The organism is Niabella sp. CPT15-335-S11 (assembly GCF_058792415.1).
In genome coordinates, this window is sequence record NZ_JBYTEI010000002.1 from 1,116,285 (window position 1) to 1,139,147 (window position 22,863).

Consider the following 22,863-nt stretch of genomic DNA (forward strand, 5'->3'; position numbering starts at 1 on the left):
GACACAAATTTTGTAGTGATTTTTTGCAGGAGTGCCTGCCGGAAAAATTTTTCAACCATAAAACATTAAATTTGTTATAGTTACAAAACCGATTATTAAATAGTAAAAATAAATCATCATGGCATTCACTTTACCCGACCTGCCTTACGCAAAAGAGGCTCTGGAACCGCACATAGATGCGCAGACTATGGAAATTCACCATGGCAAACACCATCAGGCTTATGTAACCAACCTAAACAAAGCGATCGAGGGAACGGAACACGCTTCCAAATCGCTCGAAGAATTAGTTAAAAATGCCGGAAAAATCTCAGCCGCAGTCCGGAACAACGGCGGTGGCCACTGGAACCACAGCTTTTTCTGGGAGATCCTGGCCCCTAATGGAGGCACACCGTCAGGAAAACTGGCAGCAGCGATCGACAAGACTTTCGGATCGCTGGATGCTCTAAAAGAAAAATTCAATGATGCAGGTCTGAAAAGATTCGGCAGCGGATGGGCCTGGCTGATCGTAAAAGACGGAAACCTGGAAATCTCCAGTACGCCCAATCAGGACAACCCCCTGATGGATGTAGCAGAAGTCAAAGGGGCGCCAATCCTGGGTGCTGACGTATGGGAACACGCGTATTATCTGAAGTATCAGAACCGCAGGGGCGATTATCTGGGCGCGTTCTGGAATGTGGTAAACTGGAAAAAAGTTGGGGAGCTTTACGAAGCAGCACTTTAGTCACCAGAAAAGATAGCCATTCGACATCGAATGTGAACAGGGGCGAATTAATTCGCCCCTGTTCTGTTTAAAAATTAATTCAGCCGAAATTCCGGTACGCATTTGCTCAAGAGACAATGCGCCCCTGTTCTGTTTTAAAAATCATCGCAACCCCAATTCTGCCGCTAGTGGCAAAATTTCGGAAGTCACATGCATCCCCCCGGCTAAAAATATTTGGTCTTGCCGGGCATCGCAATCGGGTAAAAACCATCTGCGTTGGGAAGCACGGGAGGCGTGGCATTCCATGCATACTCTTTTGGCATGATATCCAGGCCTGAGTTCAGGGTCTTTTCCCAGTCGATCACCTGACCGCTGTAAGTGGCCAGGCGCCCTATGATACCCGTCAGCGTGCTTTTTGCGCCATATTCGGCATCACTGTATTTATATTGTCCTTTAGCGATGGCAGCGAACAATTCATCGTGTTCAGACTGATAAGGATTATTCTCTGTTTTCTTATCGAAACGGAAAAGTTCCTTCCCTTTTAAATCCCGTATTGCGGCCTCACCGGCGAAGATCCTCCCCTTCGTACCGATCAGCAACTCGTCCACTTTACTCATCGTACCCGGAATATGACGGCACTGACTATTCATGATCGTTCCATCGGCATAGGTAAATTCCACATAGTGGTGGTCATAAATCTCACCGTATTCCTTACCGGTTCTCACCTGCCGGCCACCCATACCCTGTGCTTTAACCGGATAAGCATCCATGAACCAGTTCATTACATCAATATTGTGCACATGCTGTTCTACGATATGGTCGCCACAAAGCCAGTTAAAATAATACCAGTTGCGCATCTGATATTCCATTTCAGTCTGCTGAGGCTCTCTTTGTTTAACCCATACGCCACCGCCATTCCACCAAACTTGTCCGGATACTATATCTCCGATCAGCTCTTTCCTTTTAAACAATTCGCGGTATGAATTCTGGTAGCGCCTTTGCAGACCAACCACCACGTTCAGTTTCTTTTGACGGGCAATGACAGCCGTTTCCAGTACTTTTTTAATGCCTGCCGGATCAGTAGCTACTGGTTTTTCCATAAAGACGTGCTTCCCTTTTTTAACGGCTTCCTCAAAATGGATGGGTCTAAAACCCGGAGGGGTAGCCAGGATAACCACATCGGCCAGGGGAATTGCTTTCTGGTAGGCATCGAACCCGACAAATTTTCTTTCCTCGGGAACGTCTACGCGACCCTTAAGGTTACCGTTAACGCCCATATCCGACATATCTTCCGACGTCAGTTTTTTATAGCAACTGTCAAGCCGGTCTCGGAAAGCGTCTGCCAACGCCACAATCTTGACGGGCTGTTTGCTAAGCAGGGCCTGTAAAGCAGCCCCGGTGCCCCTGCCACCGCATCCGATTACGGCTACTTTTATATCACCGGCAGCTCCGGAAAAGAAATTAGTCTTTCCCAACAGCGGTGCGGCCATTAATCCACCTGCAATAAGAGAACTTTGTCTGACAAATTTTCTCCTGGTCGTTTTAGTGTCCATGATTTTTTTTCTTTATGTGAGTTTTAAATATTTCAATCGCCGGCAAAAAAAGACTTTAGACGTTAGATACTAGACCTTAGATTTTATCTGGCGTCAAATATCTAAATACTATAGTCTAAATACTAATATCTATTGTCTAATATCTCCTAAATTCCCAGGTACGCATCATAGAACTTCTTTGCTTCTTCCGGCGTGGGTTGTTTCAGTGGCCTTACAATCCGGAACCCGGTAAATGGCGCGTCAGCATTCCACCACCTGCTTTTGGGAACCTGAGGATCGCGGCGGTTCCAGTCGAGCCGCGAAGAAATCCTGTTTGCCGCACGCAATGCATCAGCTTCATCCACATAACTGCCGCCCCTCAGGGTACCGGGATGTTTAACTTCAGGCATCCGGACCGGGTCTTTAGCATCCTTCGCTACTTTCCCATAAAAATCAGCCTGGTACTGATCCAGCACCCATTCGCTCACGTTTCCAAGCATATCATAGAGTCCCCATGCATTGGGTTTCTTTAATCCCACTCTGTGAAAGGCATCGCCGCTGTTCGGTTTATACCATGCGTAATCCCCCAGTTGAGCTGCGGCATCACCAAAAGGATAAATGGTGGAAGAACCCGCCCTACAGGCGTACTCCCATTCTGCTTCAGTGGGTAGCCGGTAGAAAATGCCTGTCTTGCCGTACAACCACTTACAGTACATCATTGCAGTAAAGGGTTTTAGACTCACCACAGGGAACCCGCCTTCGCGGCCTTTTCCCAACGTCAGATCGATATACGGGACAGTCGGTCTGGTCACCGCATCAACGCTCCCGCCCTGTTCCAGTTCCGCATCGTTAAAGAAAGGGCTGAAGGCATCATGCGTCAGTTCAGTCGCTCCCATCCAGAAAGCGCTGATCTCCACTTTATGCTGAGGGGTTTCGTCAGACTCTTTTTGTTTATCATTTTCGGGGCTACCCATCAGGAAACTCCCGGCTTGAACAGGTACCATCGTAAAACTAACCTGGGATCCCGGGACCTTCTGGTCGTATTTCTGAAAATCATTCGGGCCGGTGGTCTGAGCAGTCAGGCAGAGGGCCGGTAAACAGGCTATCGCAGCAATAAATAATTTCATTTTTAATTAAAATCTAGAACGGGCTTCAGGTAATATTCCGGATTCGGCAAACTGATCTTCCGCCACGTTATTTCGTCATACAATACAAGTATCCGCATCGAAGATAGAAAAAAAAGCTATTTGGTTGTCTGGTGATGAGATGATATTTGTCATCGGACTGAGAATTTGTTACCTTTCAATTTTAAACTACCTTTAACCGATTCAATTCTGCACATATGAGCTGTCCATAAAAATTTTCTATAGTAAATTTCCCGCCCCTACCGAACGGTACGTTCGGGCGGGCATGCCTGCCCGCCTCTGGCGGGTGGCCATTAAAAACATGTAAAATTGACACATGAACCGAAGAAACTTTGTAAGAAACGGTATCCTGGCATCAGGAACCCTGGCCATGAGCGGAAAAACATTCGGAAGCAAATCCGCCGCCCCCGACAAGCCCTTTAACCTCAACTACGCTTTTCACGATGGCATGTTCACCAACAGCGCCGGAAAAGATGTTATCAGCCAGATCAAATACGCTTATGACCGCGGTTTCAGGTCGATGGAAGACAACGGCATGGTTGGTCGCGAGCCCGCAGTCCAGTCCAAAATTGGCGATACCCTTGCATCCCTCGGGATGAAAATGGGCGTGTTCGTGGTCTCCAAAGGCGGGAACGGCGCCAATACGCTCGCCAGTAACAAGAAAGAACATATTGATATTTTCCTGGATGGCTGCCGGAAATCGGTAGAAGTGGCCAAACGATGCCACGCCAAATGGATCACCGTGGTACCGGGAGATTTTGATCGCAGGTTACCAGTGGATATCCAGACCGCCAACGTGATTGAAGCGCTGAGACGAGGCGCAGAGATCCTGGAACCGCACGGCCTGGTAATGGTGCTGGAACCCTTGAGTGATACCCCCGATCTGTTCCTGCGGACATCGGCTCAGACTTATATGATCTGCAAGGCCGTGAACAGTCCTTCCTGCAAGATCCTGTACGATATCTACCACATGCAGAGAAACGAGGGCAACCTGATCAAAAATATTGAACTCGCCTGGGAGGAGATCGGCTATTTCCAGCAAGGCGATAATCCCGGCCGTAAAGAACCCACTACCGGCGAGATCAATTACAAGCAAGTCTTCAAGTACATTTACGACAGGGGATTTAAAGGCATCCTGGGCATGGAGCACGGTATTTCCAAACCCGGGAAGGAAGGTGAGGACCGGCTGATACAGGCCTACCGGGAAAGCGACAGCTTCGCCTGATTAAATTTCAACGATTGGTGATATTTTATTGCCCAGGACACGCGGAATGTGTCAATGATGTTTCACGAGGATACTTGTGCATCGATCAAATCTCTTCAATCACAGGGTTGGAAGTTGGCGTTTGTTGAAAGGTTCGGCGTTGAATCGCCAAAATTAATCCCGCGCATGGATCATTTCACTTCCTGCATCAGTTTCTTGACAAGCGGAGAGATCAGGATCAGTGCCAGCCCCGCAATCACGGCGTAGATGGCCAGTTGACGGTAGCCCTCCGTATAGGCCATCAATTTCTCCACTTTACCCGCGGTCGCGTTGGTCCGGGCCATATCGGCGCCCAACAGCCCCGCCACATATTGCCCGTAAGCGCTCGCCAGAAACCACATGCCCATCATCATTCCCTGCAGCCGCGGAGGCGAAAGTTTGGTCATGATCGATAGCCCAATCGGCGACAGACAAAGCTCCCCAAACGTGATTACCAGGTAAGCCAGGGTAAACACATCCAGACTAGCCACACCAGGAATTAATTGAAAAAAACGGGTGGCAAAGAACACATAAAAAGCGAGGCCAAGGAATAGAAAACCCAACCCGAATTTTACAACAGTATTTGGCTCTAGCTTCTTTTTAGCAAGCCTTAACCACAACAAACCCACCAACGGAGCAAATATGATCACAAAAAATGCATTTGCGGCGTTATTCACGCCGTTGGGGTCGAGGGTGATAAAGCCCAGTAACTTATTATCCAGGTTGTTGGCCGCAAACAAGGCCAGCGATCCCCCGCTTTGTTCAAAAAATGCCCAGAACAAAATGGAGAACAAAATGAAAATGAGCGCGGCAAATAATTTCATGACCTCTGCACGGGTATGCCGGGTCATTTCATAAAACAGATAGATCAGCGTCAATGGTCCGATGATATACATGAACCAATCGGTGTACTGCGTCCGGGAGACCATCGTCATGATGACCGGGATCAACGCCAGCGATCCCAGATAAACCAGGTAATCATACCATCTTTTTTCCTTGCCTAGTGGTGAAAGCCCGATGGTTGCCAGCTTTTTTTTCGTATTTAGAAAAGTGAGCAGGCTGATGGTCATGACAATGGCAGCCAGACCGAAAGCGAGGTTCCAGCGCAGGTTGACCGGCACGACGGTTTGCAGGAGATACCCCTTTCCTATCGCCACACATGCATATCCGCCCAACAGCGCTCCAATATTGATACCCGAATAAAACAGCGAGAATCCGGCGTCCCGCCTTGGATCGCCACTTTTATACAGCTGCCCGACCATCGTTGAGATATTGGGCTTAAAGAAACCGGTGCCAATCACCGTAAAACTGATCCCCAGGAAAAAAAACCGGTGCGGGTCTGTGGCCAGGATCAGGCTACCCACGATCATCATGATGCCGCCCCAAAAAAGCGATTTTCTAAAACCCAGGATCTTGTCGGCAAACAAACCCCCTATAAAAGTAAAGGCGTAAACAAAGGCCTGGGTGGCGCCATATTGCAGGTTAGCCACATCCTCCTTCATAAACAACTGATCGACCATAAAAAAAGTGAGCATGCCACGCATCCCATAGAAGCTGAACCGCTCCCACATCTCACTGAAAAAAAGACTCCAGATCTGTTTTGGATATTTACCCTTGAAATTTTGTATCTGTTCGAGCGTCTGATCCATATAAGTTTTTAACGGTGAATGTACAAAAAAAAATAACCCCTTCACACCGTGGCAGAAGGGGTTTGAGGATAGGTAAATAAGGGTATAATGAAGCAGTTAATTTTGCAATGTGAAATTGCTTTGCAAAAGCTCTTTGTCCTACATTTTGGTAAACCGGCCTTTGTAAGATGTAGCCAGGAACTGAGATAATTCAAGCTTGCTGCCATTCAGCACATACGAACCTGCGTACTGCTGCCCGGACTCAATAAAAGTGATCGTGTTGCCCTCGATTTTGTAGGCGGCATTGACCGTAGTATTGTCGTAATTTGCGATTACGGTACCATCAGCCTTGAAATCGGCGATCACATCGGTGCCAACATAGGGCATCCAAATTCCGCCGGTATTGACTTGTGTGAGTTTCCATTTTCCTGCGATAGATGCGTTGACTGCAACATCAGAACTGACTTGTTTGTCACAGGCTGTTAGTGCTACAATTGCAACAAGCATAAAAGCGGTCATCATTTTTTTCATGATTAAGAATTTTAGATTAACGAAATTGGTTTAGAGGAAATCGACCGATGTGTCGCTTCCCGGTGCAAACATGCAACCGGAATGTGAAATTTAAATGAATATGGGAGTAAATGCTGAATCCCCGCCTGGCACCCCCGCAAAACAGGATATACCTCGCCTGCCAGGGAGTATAATTATCTACCCGTGCACAAACGAGCGATCAGCGATAACAAACTAAAATCCTGTCGCTAATGAGCAGAGAAGTACTGATGAAAATGCCCCGGCGTGAGAAGTTTTTGCTGAGCTGCTAAGGATTACGGCGCGGCAAAGTATTGATGGAAATAAGGAATCGTCTCGATGCCTTTGTAAAAGTTTTCGATATTATATTTTTCATTCGGGCTGTGTAATCCGTCATTGTCCAGTCCGAATCCCATAAACACGATCTTGATACCCAGTTCCTTCTCCAGTGTGTAGCAGATGGGAATACTGCCGCCCCCTCTCACGGGTATGGGTGTTTTGCCAAACGTCGTTTCCAGGGCCTTGCTCGCCGCCTGGTAGCCCTTACTGTCGATAGGCGTTACATAGGGCTCACCTCCGTGGTGCTCAAATGCATGTACGGTGACACTAGATGGAGCGGCTTTTCGGAAATAATCCAGCAACAGCGCTGTCATTTTGTGACTATCCTGCGAAGGCACCAGTCTGGCAGATATCTTAGCAGTTGCCTTGGCCGGCAATACAGTTTTTGATCCCTGCTCGGTATAACCACCCCAGATACCATTCAACTCCAGCGTTGGGCGTATGCCTGTTCTTTCGTAGGTAGAATAGCCTTTCTCTCCCACCAGCTCTAGAATGCCAATTTCTTCTTTGTATTCTTTTTCATCAAACGGCGCCTTGTTGATCAGCTCCCGCTCGGACTGGGTGGTAACATCCACATCATCATAAAAACCCGGGATGGTGATATGATGATTTTCATCATGGCAGTCGGCGATCATTTTTGACAGCACGACAATTGGGTTGGCTACCGCACCTCCGTAAGTCCCGCTGTGCAGATCCCTGGCCGCGGCCGTTACTTCCACTTCAATATAACTAAGCCCGCGTACGCCGGTATCCAGGCTTGGATTTTCCATGCTCAGCAGCGAACTGTCGCTAATCAGGATCACATCTGCTTTTAGCAGGTCTTTATGCGCAGCCACGAAGCTGCCCAGGTTGGGCGAACCTATCTCCTCTTCTCCTTCGATGATAAATTTGATATTGGTGCTCATGGTATTGGTTTTAACCATAGTCTCAAGGGCTTTGATATGCATGTAAAACTGACCTTTGTCGTCCGCGCTGCCCCGGGCAAATACTTTCCCGTCAATGATCGTTGGTTCAAATGGCGGCGTTTTCCATTCTTCCAGCGGTTCTACGGGCTGTACATCATAATGTCCGTAAACTAGCACCGTCGGGCTTGCTGGATCGACCAGTTTCTCACCATATACCACCGGGTGTCCGTCGGTTCCCATTACTTCGGCCTTGTCGCAACCCGCGGCCAACATCGCTTCCCGCACTGCTTTTGCGCAGCGCACCATATCTTCCTTATGTTCATCCCGCGCGCTGATCGATGGGATCCGGAGCAGGTCCATCATTTCCTGCAGAAAACGTTCCTGATTATCTTTCTGGTATTGCTTCCAATCCTGTGCCTGTGACATATGGTGTAATTTTTAACAGTCACGAAGTTAAGGAAATTGAATCCAGGTTCCACAGAGTTGTGGAACAAAGTAGAGGACGGAATTTGAAAAGACTGGATCAGGAATTAGTTTGTCTGCCAGAGATTTCGTTCATCAGTCCATATAAGGAAATGGCCGTTACACCTTCACCCATGGAAAAAGTATCTTTCCCCGAATACACAACATAACGCCGGTCTGCGCCAATATCTTCACTACCGATGTGGAAACCTTTTGAAAGCGATGGTGCCGAATTTCTTTTAATTTCAATAGCCCATTTATCCCGGGCTGAAAACTCCAGCACCAGGTCAATTTCTGCACCCGCTTGCGTCCGGTAAAAGTAGGGCCTGGCTGTTGACGGTGCCACTGAAAGAATATTTTCAATCACAAAACCTTCCCAGCTCCCCCCCACGACCGGATGGCCAATAAGGTCGTTATAAGCCGGAATGTTCAGTAATGCATGAGTAATCCCACTATCACGGATATATACTTTCGGCGAACGGATCAACCGTTTGCCTGCGTTTGATGTCCAGGGCTGCAAACGTCTTACCAGCAGTAGGTCGGACATCAAATCAAGATAGCGACCCACTGTTACGGCAGACACATCGAGGCTTCGTCCCAGAACAGATGCTTTCAGAACAGCCCCTTGGTTGTGCGCTAGCATGGTCCAGAATCTTTCCAAAGTGGTTGCTGGAATCCTCGGGCCCAACTGTGGGATATCCCGCTCCAGATAAGTCCGGATGAAGTCTTGTCGCCAAAGAAGGCTGTCTGTGTCTGAATCTGCCAGCAAGCTTTCAGGGAATCCCCCCCTCAGCCACTGCAGATTCATCTGATCCAGATTCTGGCCAGCATATTCAATCAAATTAACCGGATACAATTCCAGGTAGCTGATCCGACCAGCGAGCGACTCGCCGGATTGCTGAAGTAATGCCATCGATGCAGATCCGAGAAAAAGAAATAGGCCGGTTTTGTTTCCTTTCCTGCGCTCTTCATCGATAATTCCTCTAATGGACGGGAAGATTTCAGGAAGTCGCTGCACTTCGTCGAGAATGATGAGTTTATCGCTGTTTGCAGCGTGAAAATTGTCAATATCTTTGACTTTTTGCAGGTCGAGGCGACTTTCAAGATCAAGATAAACGGATGGGATTTCCGTGGCTACCTTCATGGCAAGCGTCGTCTTTCCGACTTGCCTTGGCCCCATGAGCGCAACAGATGGACTGCGCCTGAGCGCATCTTTTACTTTTTTGGTCAGAATCCGTTCAATCACCATGCAAATTTAACATTAAGTGTTAGATTTGCATGGTTTATTTTGAGTTCGCAACCTATTTATTCAAAATCCGGTCAGGAACACTGTTTCCAAAAAGAATCTGGTAAATTGGCAGAACGTAAGAAAAGTGGCAACTAGCCCATAAAAATCAGGAAATTGAGTCCCAAGGCCGGCAGGAAGCAATGCTTTGTGCTGAATTAATGTTAGCCAATCTGGCGCCGCCTTTTGAAATTATTTCTCTTCCGCCAGATCACGAAACCGGTGATACTCAGCAAACCGGGTGTCAGGCCGAGGATGCTGTAGATGATCTTGATCGGCAATCCACCATAGTTTCCAAAATGCAGCGGGGATACCATCGTCATCCATTTCTTACCAAAGGGCTGATCGCGCAGGGCCTCCATCTTTTGCGGCTTCCCGGTTTCCGCATCAAAAACAATTAAACTGTAATAGGATCCGTAGTAAAAGGGATCATCCCGGAAACGGCCGCGGATCTGCACTACCTGGCCATCCGCGGGAACGGCAATCATTCCAATAGTAAAATCGGGATGGGCAGATCGCAGGTAGGCTACCGCTTTGTCCATGGAAACCTGCCTGGTCGCAGTTTCGGGCGATCGCGTCTTTCCGTTTTCAGCTTTTGCCGAAAGAATCCTAATGGCGATAGAAGTACCTGTAGCGACAACGAGCAAGAGGAACAGCAACCCATACACCCCCGCTAGTCGGTGAAGTGAAGAATAAAAAGCGTGGCGGCTATTCCGGTTGAGCTTCACTTTAAACAACAAGACCTTCAGGATGACTTTCCGGTAGATATAAAGTCCTGTGACAATACAGATGAAAAACACGATTCCCACCAGGAGGATAATAACCTGGCCGATGGTACCGGCAAACAACGTATAATGCAGGGTTAGCAGATGATTCTGAAACTGATTTTGCGCGTTATCCATCACGTGCAGTACGTCACCTGACACAGGGTCCATGAACACCTGCTTCTTCTCCCCTTTTTTTCTGAGTTGATAGATAACGGGACTGTCCGCTTTGGGGGACGGGTAAAGGCGGATGTTCCACCCCGGATATTGATCGCGGACCTTGCCGAAAGAAGCATCGTAGGTCACCGGCGCATTGGGTGTTGTGTTCAGCGATAGATGAGGATAGTAAGCTTGTTCAATTTCATCTGAAAAAACAAGCATAGACCCACTGATGCTCATCAGCAGCAGAAAAGCCCCTGCGATCAGTCCGCACCAATGATGCCATGCAAATATGCGCTTCCCAAATTTCAATGATTCGGTATTTTGGACCACCTCATTGCCTGTGAGCCATGATCTGCGGGTAGGTTTTATCCAGACCTCTTACCCAGACAAAGAAACTCTTTGACAATGATGTTGATTTATGAGCGCGAAAGTAGATGAAGGTGCAGCGAAAGCGATGCCAGATCCCAAATTTTTCCGCATTATGTAAATTCTTTTCCCGATTTCGTAAGCTTTGACAGCATCAGGAACAGAACTTCGCCGGGTTTAAAAAAATACTATGTCAAAACTTACAGCAATTCTGATCTGCATACTATTCACAGTGAGTGTACAAGCACAAACTGCATCTATTAACGGGGCGGTGACCGATCAACACGGAGCACCGCTGCCCTCGGCGAATATTCAACTTTCAGGTACGTCTTTCAGTACAACGACCAACACACAGGGATATTTTAGCATCGACAACCTGCCAGCCGGCCATTACACGCTGATTCTTTCGGCTGTTGGTTTTCAAACACAGCAGAAAACCTTACACCTCGTTAGCGGTCAGTCCCTGACGTTGAACCTTACCGCTGTTGCAGAGGGCAGCCTGCTGGAAGAAGTGGTTGTTACCGCGGGCAGGGGCCGCGAGCTGCTGCAGGAAACACCCGCTTCAATAACGGTCGTAAATGCACAGGCGATTAAAAAATACCTGGCCCAGACTTCCAACATCACCGATGTGCTTGAAATGCAGGTACCCGGCCTGGGTTCGGGTACCGGTACATACTTCAACTGGGGACAAACCATGCGCGGAAGGGACTTCCTGGTGATGGTCAATGGCATACCTCAATCCACCCCGCTGATTCCCGGCCAGGCTGAAATAAAATCCTTTCTGCCCATGGATCTGGAACGCGTTGAAGTGATCAAAGGCGCGTCAGCAGCCTATGGCGTAGGTGGTACCGGCGGTGTTGTGAATTACATAACCAGGCAGGCGCCGGTTTCTGCCGGTCCAATCCATGGCACTACCAATATCTGGGGTACCTCTAACCTGGCAAACACTAAAAACGCATTAGGCTTTGGCCTGCATCAGTCGCTTTACGGTAACAGTAAAAAATGGAGTTATTACGCCGGAATGAGTTATGAAAAAACCGGCAACAAATACAGCCCCGATAAAAAGCCCTTGTTCCCGATCTATGGCTTGGATAACACAAAGATTCTGAGTTTGTATGGTAACCTGGGTTACGCCATTTCGGAGAAGCAGCAGCTCCGCTTTTCCGGAAACCTCTATCAATCCAAACTCGAAACACCCTTTGCACCTTTCAACAGCTCGATAGAAGTCTATAATGCTACCGGCGACTATAAGATCACTCCCGGTTATGGTGTTCCAAAGACCAGCGACTACCCGGAAAAACCAACCGGACTGAGTACGGGAAACGCTTCGCTGACTTATACCGCCAACGAGATCTTCGCGGGAACCACCGTTTTTGCGGCTGATGTTTATTATGCTAAATCCAAAAATATCTTCTATTATTCACCTAATTTTTTTGAAGGTGGGGGGCAGTCGGTTATTCATGCTGAAAAATATGGGTTCAGGCCTAATTTCAATACCCGGCTTGATCTCGGAAACCTCGACTGGACGCTCACTTACGGTCTGGATATTTTGAAAGATCAAACAAACAGGTCGCTGCTGGATGGCCGTGTCTGGATCCCGAATCTGAATTTAGTAAGCATCGCCCCTTATCTTCAGTCTGCGCTAAAGTTTTATGATAATTGGGTGCTGAAGGCGGGGTTGAGGTACGACAATATGTTGCTTCATACGGATGCTTACGCAACGCTTCCCACGGTGAGATCTGACAAGACCTATAATCCATCGAACCACATTAATGCCGGTCGTGAGGAATTCAGGAACCTGTCGTTCAATATCGGGACAAGATATGTGAAATATAAGGCCTTCAGCCCGTACCTGAATTTTTCGCAAGGATATACCTTGCCAAATGTAGGCCGGATACTTCAGGGAGCGACTAACCCGGATGTTGTGAGCACGCTCAATTTGAAAGCGCCGGTGACCAACAATTATGAATTTGGGTTCCTGTCGTATTTTGGTCCTGTCCGGTTCGAAGCAACCGGATATTACAGCACCTCCAAAACCGGTGTTGGCCTGGTTTACAACAATGTCGAAAACAGGTATGAGCCCGCGAAAACGCCGCAAAAGATTTACGGTGCGGATGTATCCGCGCAGGTTGGCATCCTGAAAGACAAGCTGGATGCGGGTGCCACTTATTCCTACGTGGAAGGTATGACGCATAAGGCTGATAATCCCTACCAGTTATATAATATCAATTCTGAGTTCATTGCTGCACCCAAGACGACGGCGTACGTAACGTTTCATCCCGTGTCAAAAGCGACGTTGTTTTTAAGCGGCGTGCATATGGGAGCGAGAAAGCGGTTTGCGCCGGTTGCTGATGGTAAAGGTGGTTGGAAATACAACTATGCAGAAGTTCCCTTGAAGCCGTATACAGTCGTTAATTTCTCTGCACAATATCAGTTCACAGAGAAGATTGGCGCGTCTTTAGCGGTAAATAATTTATTCAACACGACCTACCTTCCTGCCCGTTCACAATGGGCGGCCCCTCTCCGCGACAAAACCGTTGCGGGTGAAGGGATCAATGCCAGGGTAGGTGTTGTTTTCAGGTGGTAAGTTGGTTGAGATGTTGAGTCTGCCCCTTTGGGTTTGACTTTTCTGTACTAAATTTACACCAGTTAAATAATATTGTTATGGAAGAGCAACAGCCCGTTTGCGAACATATCAGGGAAATAAAATCACTAAAACAACCCAAAGAATTGGTTTGTGAAGAATGTATCAAAACAGATAGCGAATGGCTTCATCTGCGAACCTGCCAGACCTGCGGCGTTACATTATGTTGCGATTCTTCGCCACATAAACACATGACGAAACATCACAATCATACGCAGCATCCGGTGATAATCTCCGCCGAACCGGGCGAAAAATGGCTTTGGTGTTATGTGGACCAGGTATTTTCGGAATATGAGTAAAGAAACTTTTAATGAAAATACCGGAAGAACTTAATCAATCTTCCAGCATTTCTCTGTCCCAGTTTGCCAAATCAGCACCTGCAACATATGTGCTCTGCAAAAATTCAAGCAATTTTGTTTCAGCATCTTTTGCTTGCTGCACAGCCGAATAAGGTAACATAAACTCTCTGAAAGTAGCGTTGTAATATGCCTCCGAAGGTTGCACTTTTGCAATCCTATATCCTTCGGGTTCAGGATATAAATAAGCGTAGAACACTGCCTCTGCAAGCCCTTCGCCTCCTGTCCAAAAACCACAGCTACTTACTTCGCGGCAATAGGCTTCTTCCGCGACCCAGTCGGGCATGCCTGGAATTCCCCCGGGATGTTTTGGCGCTCTCCTTCCAGAAAAAAAAGATAACGCTAAATCAAAACCTCCCCAGAAAAAATGAATCGGGCTGCACTTTCCTTTAAATGTACTTCGAAACTTCATAAACACATCCTGTATTCTCAACAAGGCATTGTGAAAAGCAGCCACCTGCTCATTTACATAACTTTTATGAATCACATCTTTTTCAAAAGGGACCGGATCCGCTATTTCTGAAGGGATCGAATCTATTTTTACATCAATTTTTAAATCACCAAGCAATTTGAAAATCTTTTTATAAAAATCAGCAACAGAAATTCCGTGCAGGCCAAATTGACGAAGTTCGCCCTTGCTTGTTTTTATTTTTAATTGATGTTCGATAAAATTGAAATCAATTTGAAAACTCTGATCTTTGTAAGGCATGGCTTGGGTTGTCAAACCGTAAGGCACAATATGTAAAGTAACATGCCATGAATGATTGACCCATGGAAGGATTTCCAATTTTATTTTCCCCACAATCTGTGTAAACATGTGTAATGTGTCGTACGTTGCTTTGCCTTTTTGATAGGAAAGGACAGGCCATTGTTGTTGCATCTTTTTAGATTTAGATTCTTACACAATTAATTCAATTAAACAAAAGCAACATTCATTTATATCCGGAATAATAATTATCACTATTGTCCGACTAAATTATAGAAAATAGGGCAGTTTTTTAGGACTGCCCAAAATGGTCATTCCCGTGGAAGCTGCCCTTATTTCCCCCTCTCAGGCATCTATGAATAGATACAACCCGCTGAAAACAGGTTCTCAAAAGTAGTCCGAAAGTAAAATAACCGATTTTTTATTTTACTTTTAGGCACGAAAGTAAAATAACCGATTTTTTATTTTACTTTTGCTACATGATACAATTAGAGCGTTATCAATCCGGAAATAAGCGAAAGGGCATTCGTTATCAATACTTTGCCCCAACGAAAATCAATGATACCTGGCAGTGGCAAAGTGCCGAATTGAACAATTTGCTGGAAAGGGCCGCTATTAAGCTTGGCGAACTAAACTCGTTTTCGCGTTTTGTTCCCAATATTGATCTATTTATACAAGTGCATGTTACCAAAGAGGCGGTTGTTTCCAGTCGGATTGAAGGAACACAAACAAACATGAATGAAGCCCTACTGCCTGAATCAGAAATTAAACCCGAAAAAAGAAATGATTGGAGGGAAGTTAACAACTATATCCTGGCAGTGAATAATGCCATTGCAAGCCTTGAACATTTGCCGATTTCCGGGCGCCTGCTCAGGCAAACCCACAGCATCCTCATGAATAATGTACGAGGCGAGCACAAGTTGCCTGGGGAATACCGCACCAGCCAAAACTGGATCGGCGGCCTTTCACTGGCCGATGCCGCATTTATACCACCTCACCATGACCTGGTCCCGGAGTTAATGAGCGACCTGGAAAATTTCTTACATAATAACGAGATACACTTGCCCTCCCTGGTGAGAATAGCAATTGCGCATTACCAATTTGAAACTATACACCCTTTTTTAGATGGAAACGGGCGTATAGGGCGCTTGCTAATTACATTATATCTTGTAAGCCTTAAGATTATTGAGAAACCACTGCTGTACTTGTCGACTTTTTTTGAAAGAAACAAGGGTTTATATTATGATAACCTCACACGCGTTCGAACTCATCACGACATGCTAAATTGGATCAAATATTTTTTGGTTGGCGTGGAGCAAACCGCGGGCCAAGCCGTAGCCACCTTGCAGGAGGTATTACAGCTAAAGAAAGTAACCGAACAGCAGATACAATATCACTTTGGGCGCAGGGCACAAGCAGGTTTAAAGTTACTCCATACACTTTTGCAAAACCCAATGATCACCGTCGATGATGCCACAAAGGCAACAGGCCTAAGCTACAAAGCCGCTAACAATCTGATTGAGCAAATGATAGCCGCCAATATCTTAAAGGAAACCACGGGCCAAAGCCGCAATCGGATTTTTGTTTTTGAAAATTATTTAAACGCTTTCATAAGATAATCTTATGTAAGAAATCCACAGCAGCCCACATTTACCAAACACTTCAATTGTCCTCAACAAGCCGGTTTGGCAGCAGTGTTCTTTCTTGGGTAAAAATTTCATTTTTAACCCCAATATGAGCTGCCATCTTAATACAGTTATAACTTTTTTTTCAATCTACTAGTACATTTTGACCTACACTTTCATCTTTATAATGAGAGGGGTAGTCCGGAAATGTTTAGCCACTACCCGAACTAAATCAATTTATCATCGGACACTTCAAGATAAAATTAAGTCACCTGAGGTGCTACGTGTAATGTTAAACTTAGGACCATATCTAATGATTTATGGGTTCAATGCTTGTTGTTTCATCAGCTGAAAGAATTTATCGAATAATTAAACGAACATTTTCATATTTTGAAAAACTACTCTAAAAATTCGCGTCGTAATTTTCTTAAAAGGATAGCTGGCGGCACCGTTATTGCAACCGTTGCGCCCTCAGTTTTACTAGCTGATAACAAAAATGTAATCAGCAATCTTATCGAATACAAAAAAAAAATTACAGCTAATGATAATATACAAGTTGCCTTAATTGGAGGAGGCATTCAAGGAACAAATGACACGATTACGGCATTGAAAGTGCCAGGTGTGAAGCTGCTGGCCGTTTCCGATTTATATGATGGCCGTTTACTCAGAGCGAAAGAAGTTTTCGGAAAAGACATTTATACAACTCGGGATTACAGAGAAATCTTGCAAAGGTCGGATATTGATACAGTTATTTTAGCTACTCCAGATCATTTGCATTCTCAAATTGGCATAGCCGCATTAAAGGCGGGAAAGGCACTTTACTGCGAAAAGCCGGTCGTACAGAAAATCGAGCAAGGGCATGAAATGATTAAGGTGCAAGAAGAGACAAAACAGTTGGTGCAGGTAGGTAGCCAAAGAGTGAGCTCCATTATTTACGCCAAGGCCAAGGAGCTTTATAAAAGCGGTTCTATAGGTGAGTTAAATTTTGTGGAAGTTTATTATGACAGGCATTCAGCTCAAGGAGCATGGCAATACTCTATTCCTCCAGATGCTTCCTCACAAACGGTTGATTGGGACAAGTTCTTAAGTAACAAAGCCCCAAAAATACCCTTTGATCCAATACGCTTTTTTCGATGGCGCAATTATCAAGACTATGGTACAGGTGTCGCGGGGGATTTATTTGTCCATTTGTTTTCCGGACTTCATTTTATTCTTGATTCCAATGGTCCAAATAGGATAATGACAAGCGGAGGCTTGCGTTTCTGGAAAGACGGTCGCGATGTCCCCGATATTATGGTAGGAATTTACGATTACCCCAAAACTAGTACTCACCCGGCGTTCAATCTAACATTACGTGTAAATTTTGAAGATGGCTCAGGAGGGGGGCAGAGATTCAGGTTCGTTGGAAGTGAAGGGCAAATGGTTATTTCAGGGACCTCAGTGACTTTAACGAAGAAGAAAATGTCCGATGCCCCGGGTTACACAATTAACACCTTTCCCGAAGCTATACAAAAGGAATTTTTGCGGGAGTACAATGCAAAATATCCAAAAAAGTTCGAAATAATCGGACCGACTGAGGAGGAATACAAGGCACCTCCGGGATATGACGCTGATTTGGATCACTTCATTAACTTCTTTGATGCTTTCCGGAATAAGAAATCCGTAAAAGAAGACGTGCCATTTGCTTTACGAGCTGCCGCCCCTGCTTTACTTTCAAATCTAAGTTATTTTGAAAAGAGAATTATTAACTGGAATCCGGATAAGATGATTTGAATTGAGCACCAATAGAGTCGGTTTAAATAAATTGTCGCCAGCATTCATCCATCCTAAAATCAAATTTTAATAACAATGACATCAAATCCGTAACCCATATAAAATCCTTTAGTTTAAGATAACGTTTACTTTTTAATTTCCGTTACAATAAACCTTTGAAACATAAAATCCTAAAATGAACATTAGAATTAAAAGATTATTTCCTTTTCTAGTAATTTCAATACTTTTTTTGGGTTCTTTCAGTAGCAATAAAAACGACGTGTCAAATGAATTCCAAAATATAAATTCCACATCAGCCTCGCCTAATGATGGTAAGGTTCGTATAATTATGATAGGAGCACACCCTGATGATTGTGACCAGAATGGCGGGGGCACCGCAATCCTTTACGCAAAAATGGGTTATGCAGTTAAATTTTTGGCGGTTACTAACGGGGATGCCGGCCATCAAAAAGAAAGTGGGGCAGTTTTAGCCACAAGAAGGTTCGCGGAAGCACAGGAAGCTGGGAAACGGTTCGGAGTGACTTACGACGTGTTAAACAATCACGATGGGCAGCTGGAACCAACGTTAAAAGTACGGTATGAGATTATAAAGAAAATTAGAGAGTGGAACGCTGATGTTGTAATTGCGCCACGTCCAAATGATTATCATCCTGATCATCGCTATACAGGCATATTAGTTCAGGACGCAGCCTATATGGTGGGTGTTCCTCATGTGGAGCCCGAAGTACCAGCCTTGAAAAAGAACCCGGTATTTTTGTATTTTCAGGATCGTTTCCAACGACCTAATCCTTTTAGGCCAGATATTGCTATAGATATCTCCCAAGTATATGATCAGAAAATCCATGCGTTAGATGCTCATCAATCCCAGATGTATGAATGGCTGCCATGGATTGGTCACTTTTCCGACCAGGTTCCTAAAAATAATGCCGATAAGGAAAAATGGCTCTCAAAACGTCGGCTAGTAACAATAACGCCTGACGTAAGAAAATCGCTTGAAAAATGGTATGGAAAAGGGCGGGGAGATCAGGTTGTACAGGCAGAAGCATTTGAAATTTGCGAATATGGGACACAGCCCAGCGACGACGACATTAGAAGATTATTTCCGATGTTACCCACCAAATAAAAGCCAAAAAAATAAGCCCAAAGAAAATCGATTTTTAATGCTTTATAGTTTGATGTACTTCTTGTTTTTGCCATCCTCTTTTTTGAATATCCAATTCCCCGATGCAGGTCTTTCAAAAGAAAGTGAACTGACTATAATGAAGACCGCAGACTTTGAGATTACAGGAGATGGCAGCTCTAAAAACTAGGAAGTTTCCAAATGGCTGAATTTACCTCAACGGAAAGGTGAAATCATTTATCAAACCCGGGTAAAATTATTATATTCAAATGAGGGTATATATTGCCTATTTCAATGTGATGATAAGAAGATTTCCGCGACACTCAGAGGGGATTTCCTAGATCTATACAATGAGGACGTCGTGGAAGTATTTTTCTGGACGGATGAAAAAGTACCGGTATACTTTGAGTATGAGCTCTCGCCATTAAACTACGAATTGCCCATTTTAGTACTCAATAACGATGGAGCTTTTTTTGGGTGGAGACCCTGGCATTATGAAGCCACCAGGAAAACACGTCATAAAACCCATATAAACAAGGCGGCATCGTCGGAAGATAGTATTACGTCTTGGACGGCTGAATGCTTTATTCCCTTTGTATTACTTAATCCATTGTCGAATGTCCCTCCCAAAAAAGGTACAAAATGGCGCGCTAATTTTTATCGAATTGATTATGATAGCGGAGTATCGACCTGGTCATGGCAACAAACACGTAAGAACTTTCACGATTACAAGAAATTCGGTACCGTTTTGTTTAATTAAATATTTGAGCAGGCAGCATAGTGTTTCACTAACAATCCTTAAAGCACTCAAAATGGTGCTCATCAAGGAACCCACTTTTATAAAAAGGCGAAATCATTAGGAAATATTCCATTAAAATTAACCCTCCAAAATAATTTAAGTCATTATATAGTTTCAATAGTATTAACCATTTCCCAATATATTTTATGAAAACTTCACGTCGCGAGTTTATCAAAAACAGTAGTCTGGCAATTGCTGGTATTACATCTATACCGCTAATTTTCACTGAAAAAAAAACTGATATCATTCTCGGAATACAGTTATACAGTGTTAGAGATGATATGAAAAAGGATCCGGAAGGCACTCTTAGAAAGCTTTCCGAAATGGGGTATAAATATGTAGAACATGCGGGTTACGCGAATGGCAAATTTTATGGTTATTCCATTCGAGAATTTAAAAAGCTCTTAACCGATTTAGGATTACGAATGGAAAGCGGCCACAGCTCTCTTCGTTCAAAGGAATGGGATAAAGTTGCCAATGACTTTACCAATGAATGGAAGCAAACCATCAAAGATGCAGCAGACGTTGGAATGAAGTTCATGATATCGCCAGGTTTAGATACGAGCCTCTGTCAAGATATGGATGCCTTCGAACATTACATTGATATGTTTAATAAAACCGGGGATCTCTGCAAAAAGTCAGGGATTCATTTCGGTTATCATAGCGAAAACTATGAATTTAATCACCGATTAAGGGGTACCGTATTATACGATCTCCTTCTTCAATTAACTGACAAAAACCTAGTACAACAAGAAATGGATATCGGCAACATGTATGGGGCCGGAGGCAGAGCAATGGATTTTTTAAAAAAATATCCCGGCAGGTTTTTACTAATGCATATAAGGGATGAATTAAAAAGAAGTACACCACGTCCGAATGGGAGCTTTTATGAAAGTACTTTATTGACCAAAGGAGTAATACCCATAAAAGAAATTATCACCTATGCCCGTAAGACGGGTACGAAGTATTTCATTATAGAGCAATCAGAATACCAGGATAGGGCCCCACTTGAATGTGCTGCCGAGAATTTGAAAGCTATACATAGTATGGGCTTTAAATAATTATTTATTAAAGGTAAACATCATGAATCTTTTATTAAAAACGTTGTTAAGCATCGCCTTGCTTTATTGTATAGATACCCATGCTACTGATAATCTCCCGTCTTGTTTTAAATTAATACCGTCACCACAAAAAGTCGAATTAATATCTTCAAAAGAAGGAATATCGTATAACTCACTCATAGAAATATATCTTTCAGGTACAGCTACCAGACCTGTTTTATATGAACCTTTAAAATCATTACGCCTCACAAACAAATCCGGGGAGGGGATTCTCACACTAAATATTTCGAGCACCGGCGATGTGCCCATTTCCCCTGAAGGGTATGTGTTGGAAATTAAAAATAACCAAGTGATAATTAATGCCCGTGCGCAGTCGGGTTTATTCTATGGATGTCAAACACTATTACAACTATTGGAGGATGCATTTGATCAGCAAGTTAAAATTCCCGCGTGTCGAATCACAGATTATCCAAATACAGCATACCGTGCTATACATTTAGACTTAAAACATCATTTAGATGCAATAGGTTATTATTATAAAATGATAGACCAGCTCGCACGCATAAAAGTAAATGCTGTTATTGTGGAGTTTGAGGACAAACTGCGCTATCGTAAAGCACAGATAGTTGGTGCAGATGATGCAATATCTGTAGAGCAATTTGCTGCTATTAGCCGATATGCTCGCGAACGTAATATTGAGGTCAGCCCATTAGTACAAGGCCTCGGACATGCTTCTTTTATCCTTAAGCATGAACAATATAAAAGACTTCGGGAAGATCCCAGTTCAGACTGGGCATTTTCACCTCTCGATTCAGGAACCTATGATTTACAATTTTCTCTATATGAGGATGCAATTGCAGCGACTCCCGGAGGTAAATATTTACATATAGGCGGTGATGAAGTAGGTCGCCTCGGACAGTCTGATTTATCTAAACAGTCCCGAATGAAACCTTTTGAATTGCAGATGTACTGGCTCAACAAAGTTTGCGCATTTGCAAAGCAGCATAACAGAATCCCTATTTTCTGGGATGATATGGTTTTAAAACTTGCCGACCTTTATCAAACAACCTATGATCCAACCATGCCGGAAAAGGAAGTAAAAAAGATATGGCAGGAAAATAAAAATAAATTAGATGAAAACCTCCACCTGTTTCCTCAAAACTGTGTTTACATGCGCTGGAATTATGGCAACCCGGCGTTATTAGGAAACTTAAAAATTATTGACTGGTACAAATCCAATCATTTAAATCTGATGGCTGCCACCGCTGCCCAAACAAAATGGCCGATGCTTCCGCGTAGACATTCTAACTTTCAACCGATAAAAGAATTTTGCCAGATCACCGCCGATAAAAAATTAAATGGAATACTGTGTACCGCCTGGGACGACAGCTCTCCTCACTTTGAAACCTTTTGGCGGGGTCTATATTTTTTCGCCTTATTTAGCTGGAATCATAAGGATGTTGCCTTAAATGACGCTGAAGCAATGTACCGCCACCGTTTTTACGGACCGCTCTTAGGAGATTCCACTTTTGAATTTCAGGACCTATTAGAGAAGAGCCTTTATTTTTGGGAGACAGCACTGGTTGATACTGGTCATAGGAATAGCGCTCCAACAAGTATAGATCTGATAGAATTGCCGGACCTGTAAGCTCCCCCGATGTTCGGCCAAAGAAATTAGAGTTATCAATTGTATGAATTGTTAACTTTAAATTTTGAAAAT

At 44.6% G+C, this 22,863-nt stretch carries 18 protein-coding genes; 10 read left to right on the plus strand and 8 right to left on the minus strand.

Annotated features, from left to right (window positions below; all coding sequences use genetic code 11):
* Positions 1-118 precede the first annotated feature (118 nt).
* Entirely contained in the window at positions 119-721 is a 603-nt protein-coding gene (locus tag AC3WS5_RS11040) for a superoxide dismutase (protein WP_492467431.1), read from the plus strand.
* A 203-nt stretch (positions 722-924) separates the two neighbouring features.
* On the opposite strand, the gene AC3WS5_RS11045 is transcribed toward AC3WS5_RS11040, so the two are convergent.
* Together AC3WS5_RS11045 and AC3WS5_RS11050 are read right to left on the minus strand one after the other, a co-directional pair.
* Positions 925-2,253: a Gfo/Idh/MocA family protein gene (locus AC3WS5_RS11045; RefSeq protein WP_492467432.1), complete on the minus strand. Its 1,329-nt coding sequence runs from the start codon at positions 2,251-2,253 to the stop codon at positions 925-927.
* Between the two features lie 146 nt (positions 2,254-2,399).
* A complete protein-coding gene (locus tag AC3WS5_RS11050; protein ID WP_492467433.1) occupies positions 2,400-3,359 on the minus strand; it encodes a formylglycine-generating enzyme family protein in 960 nt (319 codons plus the stop codon).
* A gap of 334 nt (positions 3,360-3,693) precedes the next feature.
* Between AC3WS5_RS11050 and AC3WS5_RS11055 the strand changes: the two genes are divergently transcribed.
* Positions 3,694-4,602 carry a hydroxypyruvate isomerase family protein gene (locus AC3WS5_RS11055; protein ID WP_492467434.1) on the plus strand — a complete coding sequence of 303 codons (909 nt, stop codon included), beginning with the start codon at positions 3,694-3,696 and terminating at the stop codon, positions 4,600-4,602.
* A gap of 170 nt (positions 4,603-4,772) precedes the next feature.
* On the opposite strand, the gene AC3WS5_RS11060 is transcribed toward AC3WS5_RS11055, so the two are convergent.
* The 5 genes from AC3WS5_RS11060 to AC3WS5_RS11080 all read right to left on the minus strand — a co-directional run bounded on the left by AC3WS5_RS11060 (position 4,773) and on the right by AC3WS5_RS11080 (position 11,002).
* Positions 4,773-6,269: a peptide MFS transporter gene (locus AC3WS5_RS11060; RefSeq protein ID WP_492467435.1), complete on the minus strand. Its 1,497-nt coding sequence runs from the start codon at positions 6,267-6,269 to the stop codon at positions 4,773-4,775.
* A 138-nt stretch (positions 6,270-6,407) separates the two neighbouring features.
* Complete coding sequence (locus AC3WS5_RS11065) at positions 6,408-6,779, minus strand: lipocalin-like domain-containing protein (RefSeq protein WP_492467436.1); 372 nt, start codon at positions 6,777-6,779, stop codon at positions 6,408-6,410.
* Between the two features lie 293 nt (positions 6,780-7,072).
* Positions 7,073-8,446, minus strand: a complete 1,374-nt coding sequence (locus tag AC3WS5_RS11070) for a dipeptidase (protein ID WP_492467437.1) — start codon at positions 8,444-8,446, stop codon at positions 7,073-7,075.
* A 97-nt stretch (positions 8,447-8,543) separates the two neighbouring features.
* Complete coding sequence (locus AC3WS5_RS11075) at positions 8,544-9,728, minus strand: ATP-binding protein (protein ID WP_492467438.1); 1,185 nt, start codon at positions 9,726-9,728, stop codon at positions 8,544-8,546.
* Positions 9,729-9,931: 203 nt separating this feature from the next.
* Positions 9,932-11,002 carry a PepSY-associated TM helix domain-containing protein gene (locus AC3WS5_RS11080; RefSeq protein WP_492467439.1) on the minus strand — a complete coding sequence of 357 codons (1,071 nt, stop codon included), beginning with the start codon at positions 11,000-11,002 and terminating at the stop codon, positions 9,932-9,934.
* Between the two features lie 247 nt (positions 11,003-11,249).
* Between AC3WS5_RS11080 and AC3WS5_RS11085 the strand changes: the two genes are divergently transcribed.
* Both AC3WS5_RS11085 and AC3WS5_RS11090 read left to right on the plus strand, forming a co-directional pair.
* Positions 11,250-13,646, plus strand: a complete 2,397-nt coding sequence (locus AC3WS5_RS11085) for a TonB-dependent receptor (RefSeq protein ID WP_492467440.1) — start codon at positions 11,250-11,252, stop codon at positions 13,644-13,646.
* 77 nt (positions 13,647-13,723) lie between these two features.
* Complete coding sequence (locus AC3WS5_RS11090; RefSeq protein WP_492467441.1) at positions 13,724-14,002, plus strand: UBP-type zinc finger domain-containing protein; 279 nt, start codon at positions 13,724-13,726, stop codon at positions 14,000-14,002.
* Positions 14,003-14,036: 34 nt separating this feature from the next.
* Here AC3WS5_RS11090 and AC3WS5_RS11095 read toward each other — a convergent pair whose 3' ends face one another.
* A complete protein-coding gene (locus AC3WS5_RS11095; RefSeq protein ID WP_492467442.1) occupies positions 14,037-14,939 on the minus strand; it encodes a DUF5996 family protein in 903 nt (300 codons plus the stop codon).
* Positions 14,940-15,244: 305 nt separating this feature from the next.
* Here AC3WS5_RS11095 and AC3WS5_RS11100 point away from each other — a divergent pair, with 305 nt between their 5' ends.
* From AC3WS5_RS11100 to AC3WS5_RS11125, 6 genes are all read left to right on the plus strand, one after another.
* Positions 15,245-16,384, plus strand: coding sequence for a Fic family protein (locus AC3WS5_RS11100; RefSeq protein ID WP_492467443.1), 1,140 nt, complete (start codon positions 15,245-15,247; stop codon positions 16,382-16,384).
* Positions 16,385-16,780: 396 nt separating this feature from the next.
* Positions 16,781-18,163, plus strand: a complete 1,383-nt coding sequence (locus AC3WS5_RS11105; RefSeq protein WP_492467444.1) for a Gfo/Idh/MocA family protein — start codon at positions 16,781-16,783, stop codon at positions 18,161-18,163.
* Between the two features lie 175 nt (positions 18,164-18,338).
* On the plus strand, positions 18,339-19,286 hold the full coding sequence (locus AC3WS5_RS11110) for a PIG-L deacetylase family protein (protein ID WP_492467445.1): 948 nt from the start codon (positions 18,339-18,341) through the stop codon (positions 19,284-19,286).
* 232 nt (positions 19,287-19,518) lie between these two features.
* Positions 19,519-20,043, plus strand: coding sequence for a carbohydrate-binding family 9-like protein (locus AC3WS5_RS11115; RefSeq protein ID WP_492467453.1), 525 nt, complete (start codon positions 19,519-19,521; stop codon positions 20,041-20,043).
* 185 nt (positions 20,044-20,228) lie between these two features.
* Positions 20,229-21,143, plus strand: a complete 915-nt coding sequence (locus AC3WS5_RS11120; RefSeq protein WP_492467446.1) for a sugar phosphate isomerase/epimerase family protein — start codon at positions 20,229-20,231, stop codon at positions 21,141-21,143.
* Positions 21,144-21,165: 22 nt separating this feature from the next.
* Positions 21,166-22,791: a glycoside hydrolase family 20 zincin-like fold domain-containing protein gene (locus AC3WS5_RS11125; RefSeq protein WP_492467447.1), complete on the plus strand. Its 1,626-nt coding sequence runs from the start codon at positions 21,166-21,168 to the stop codon at positions 22,789-22,791.
* The last annotated feature ends 72 nt before the right edge of the window (positions 22,792-22,863 follow it).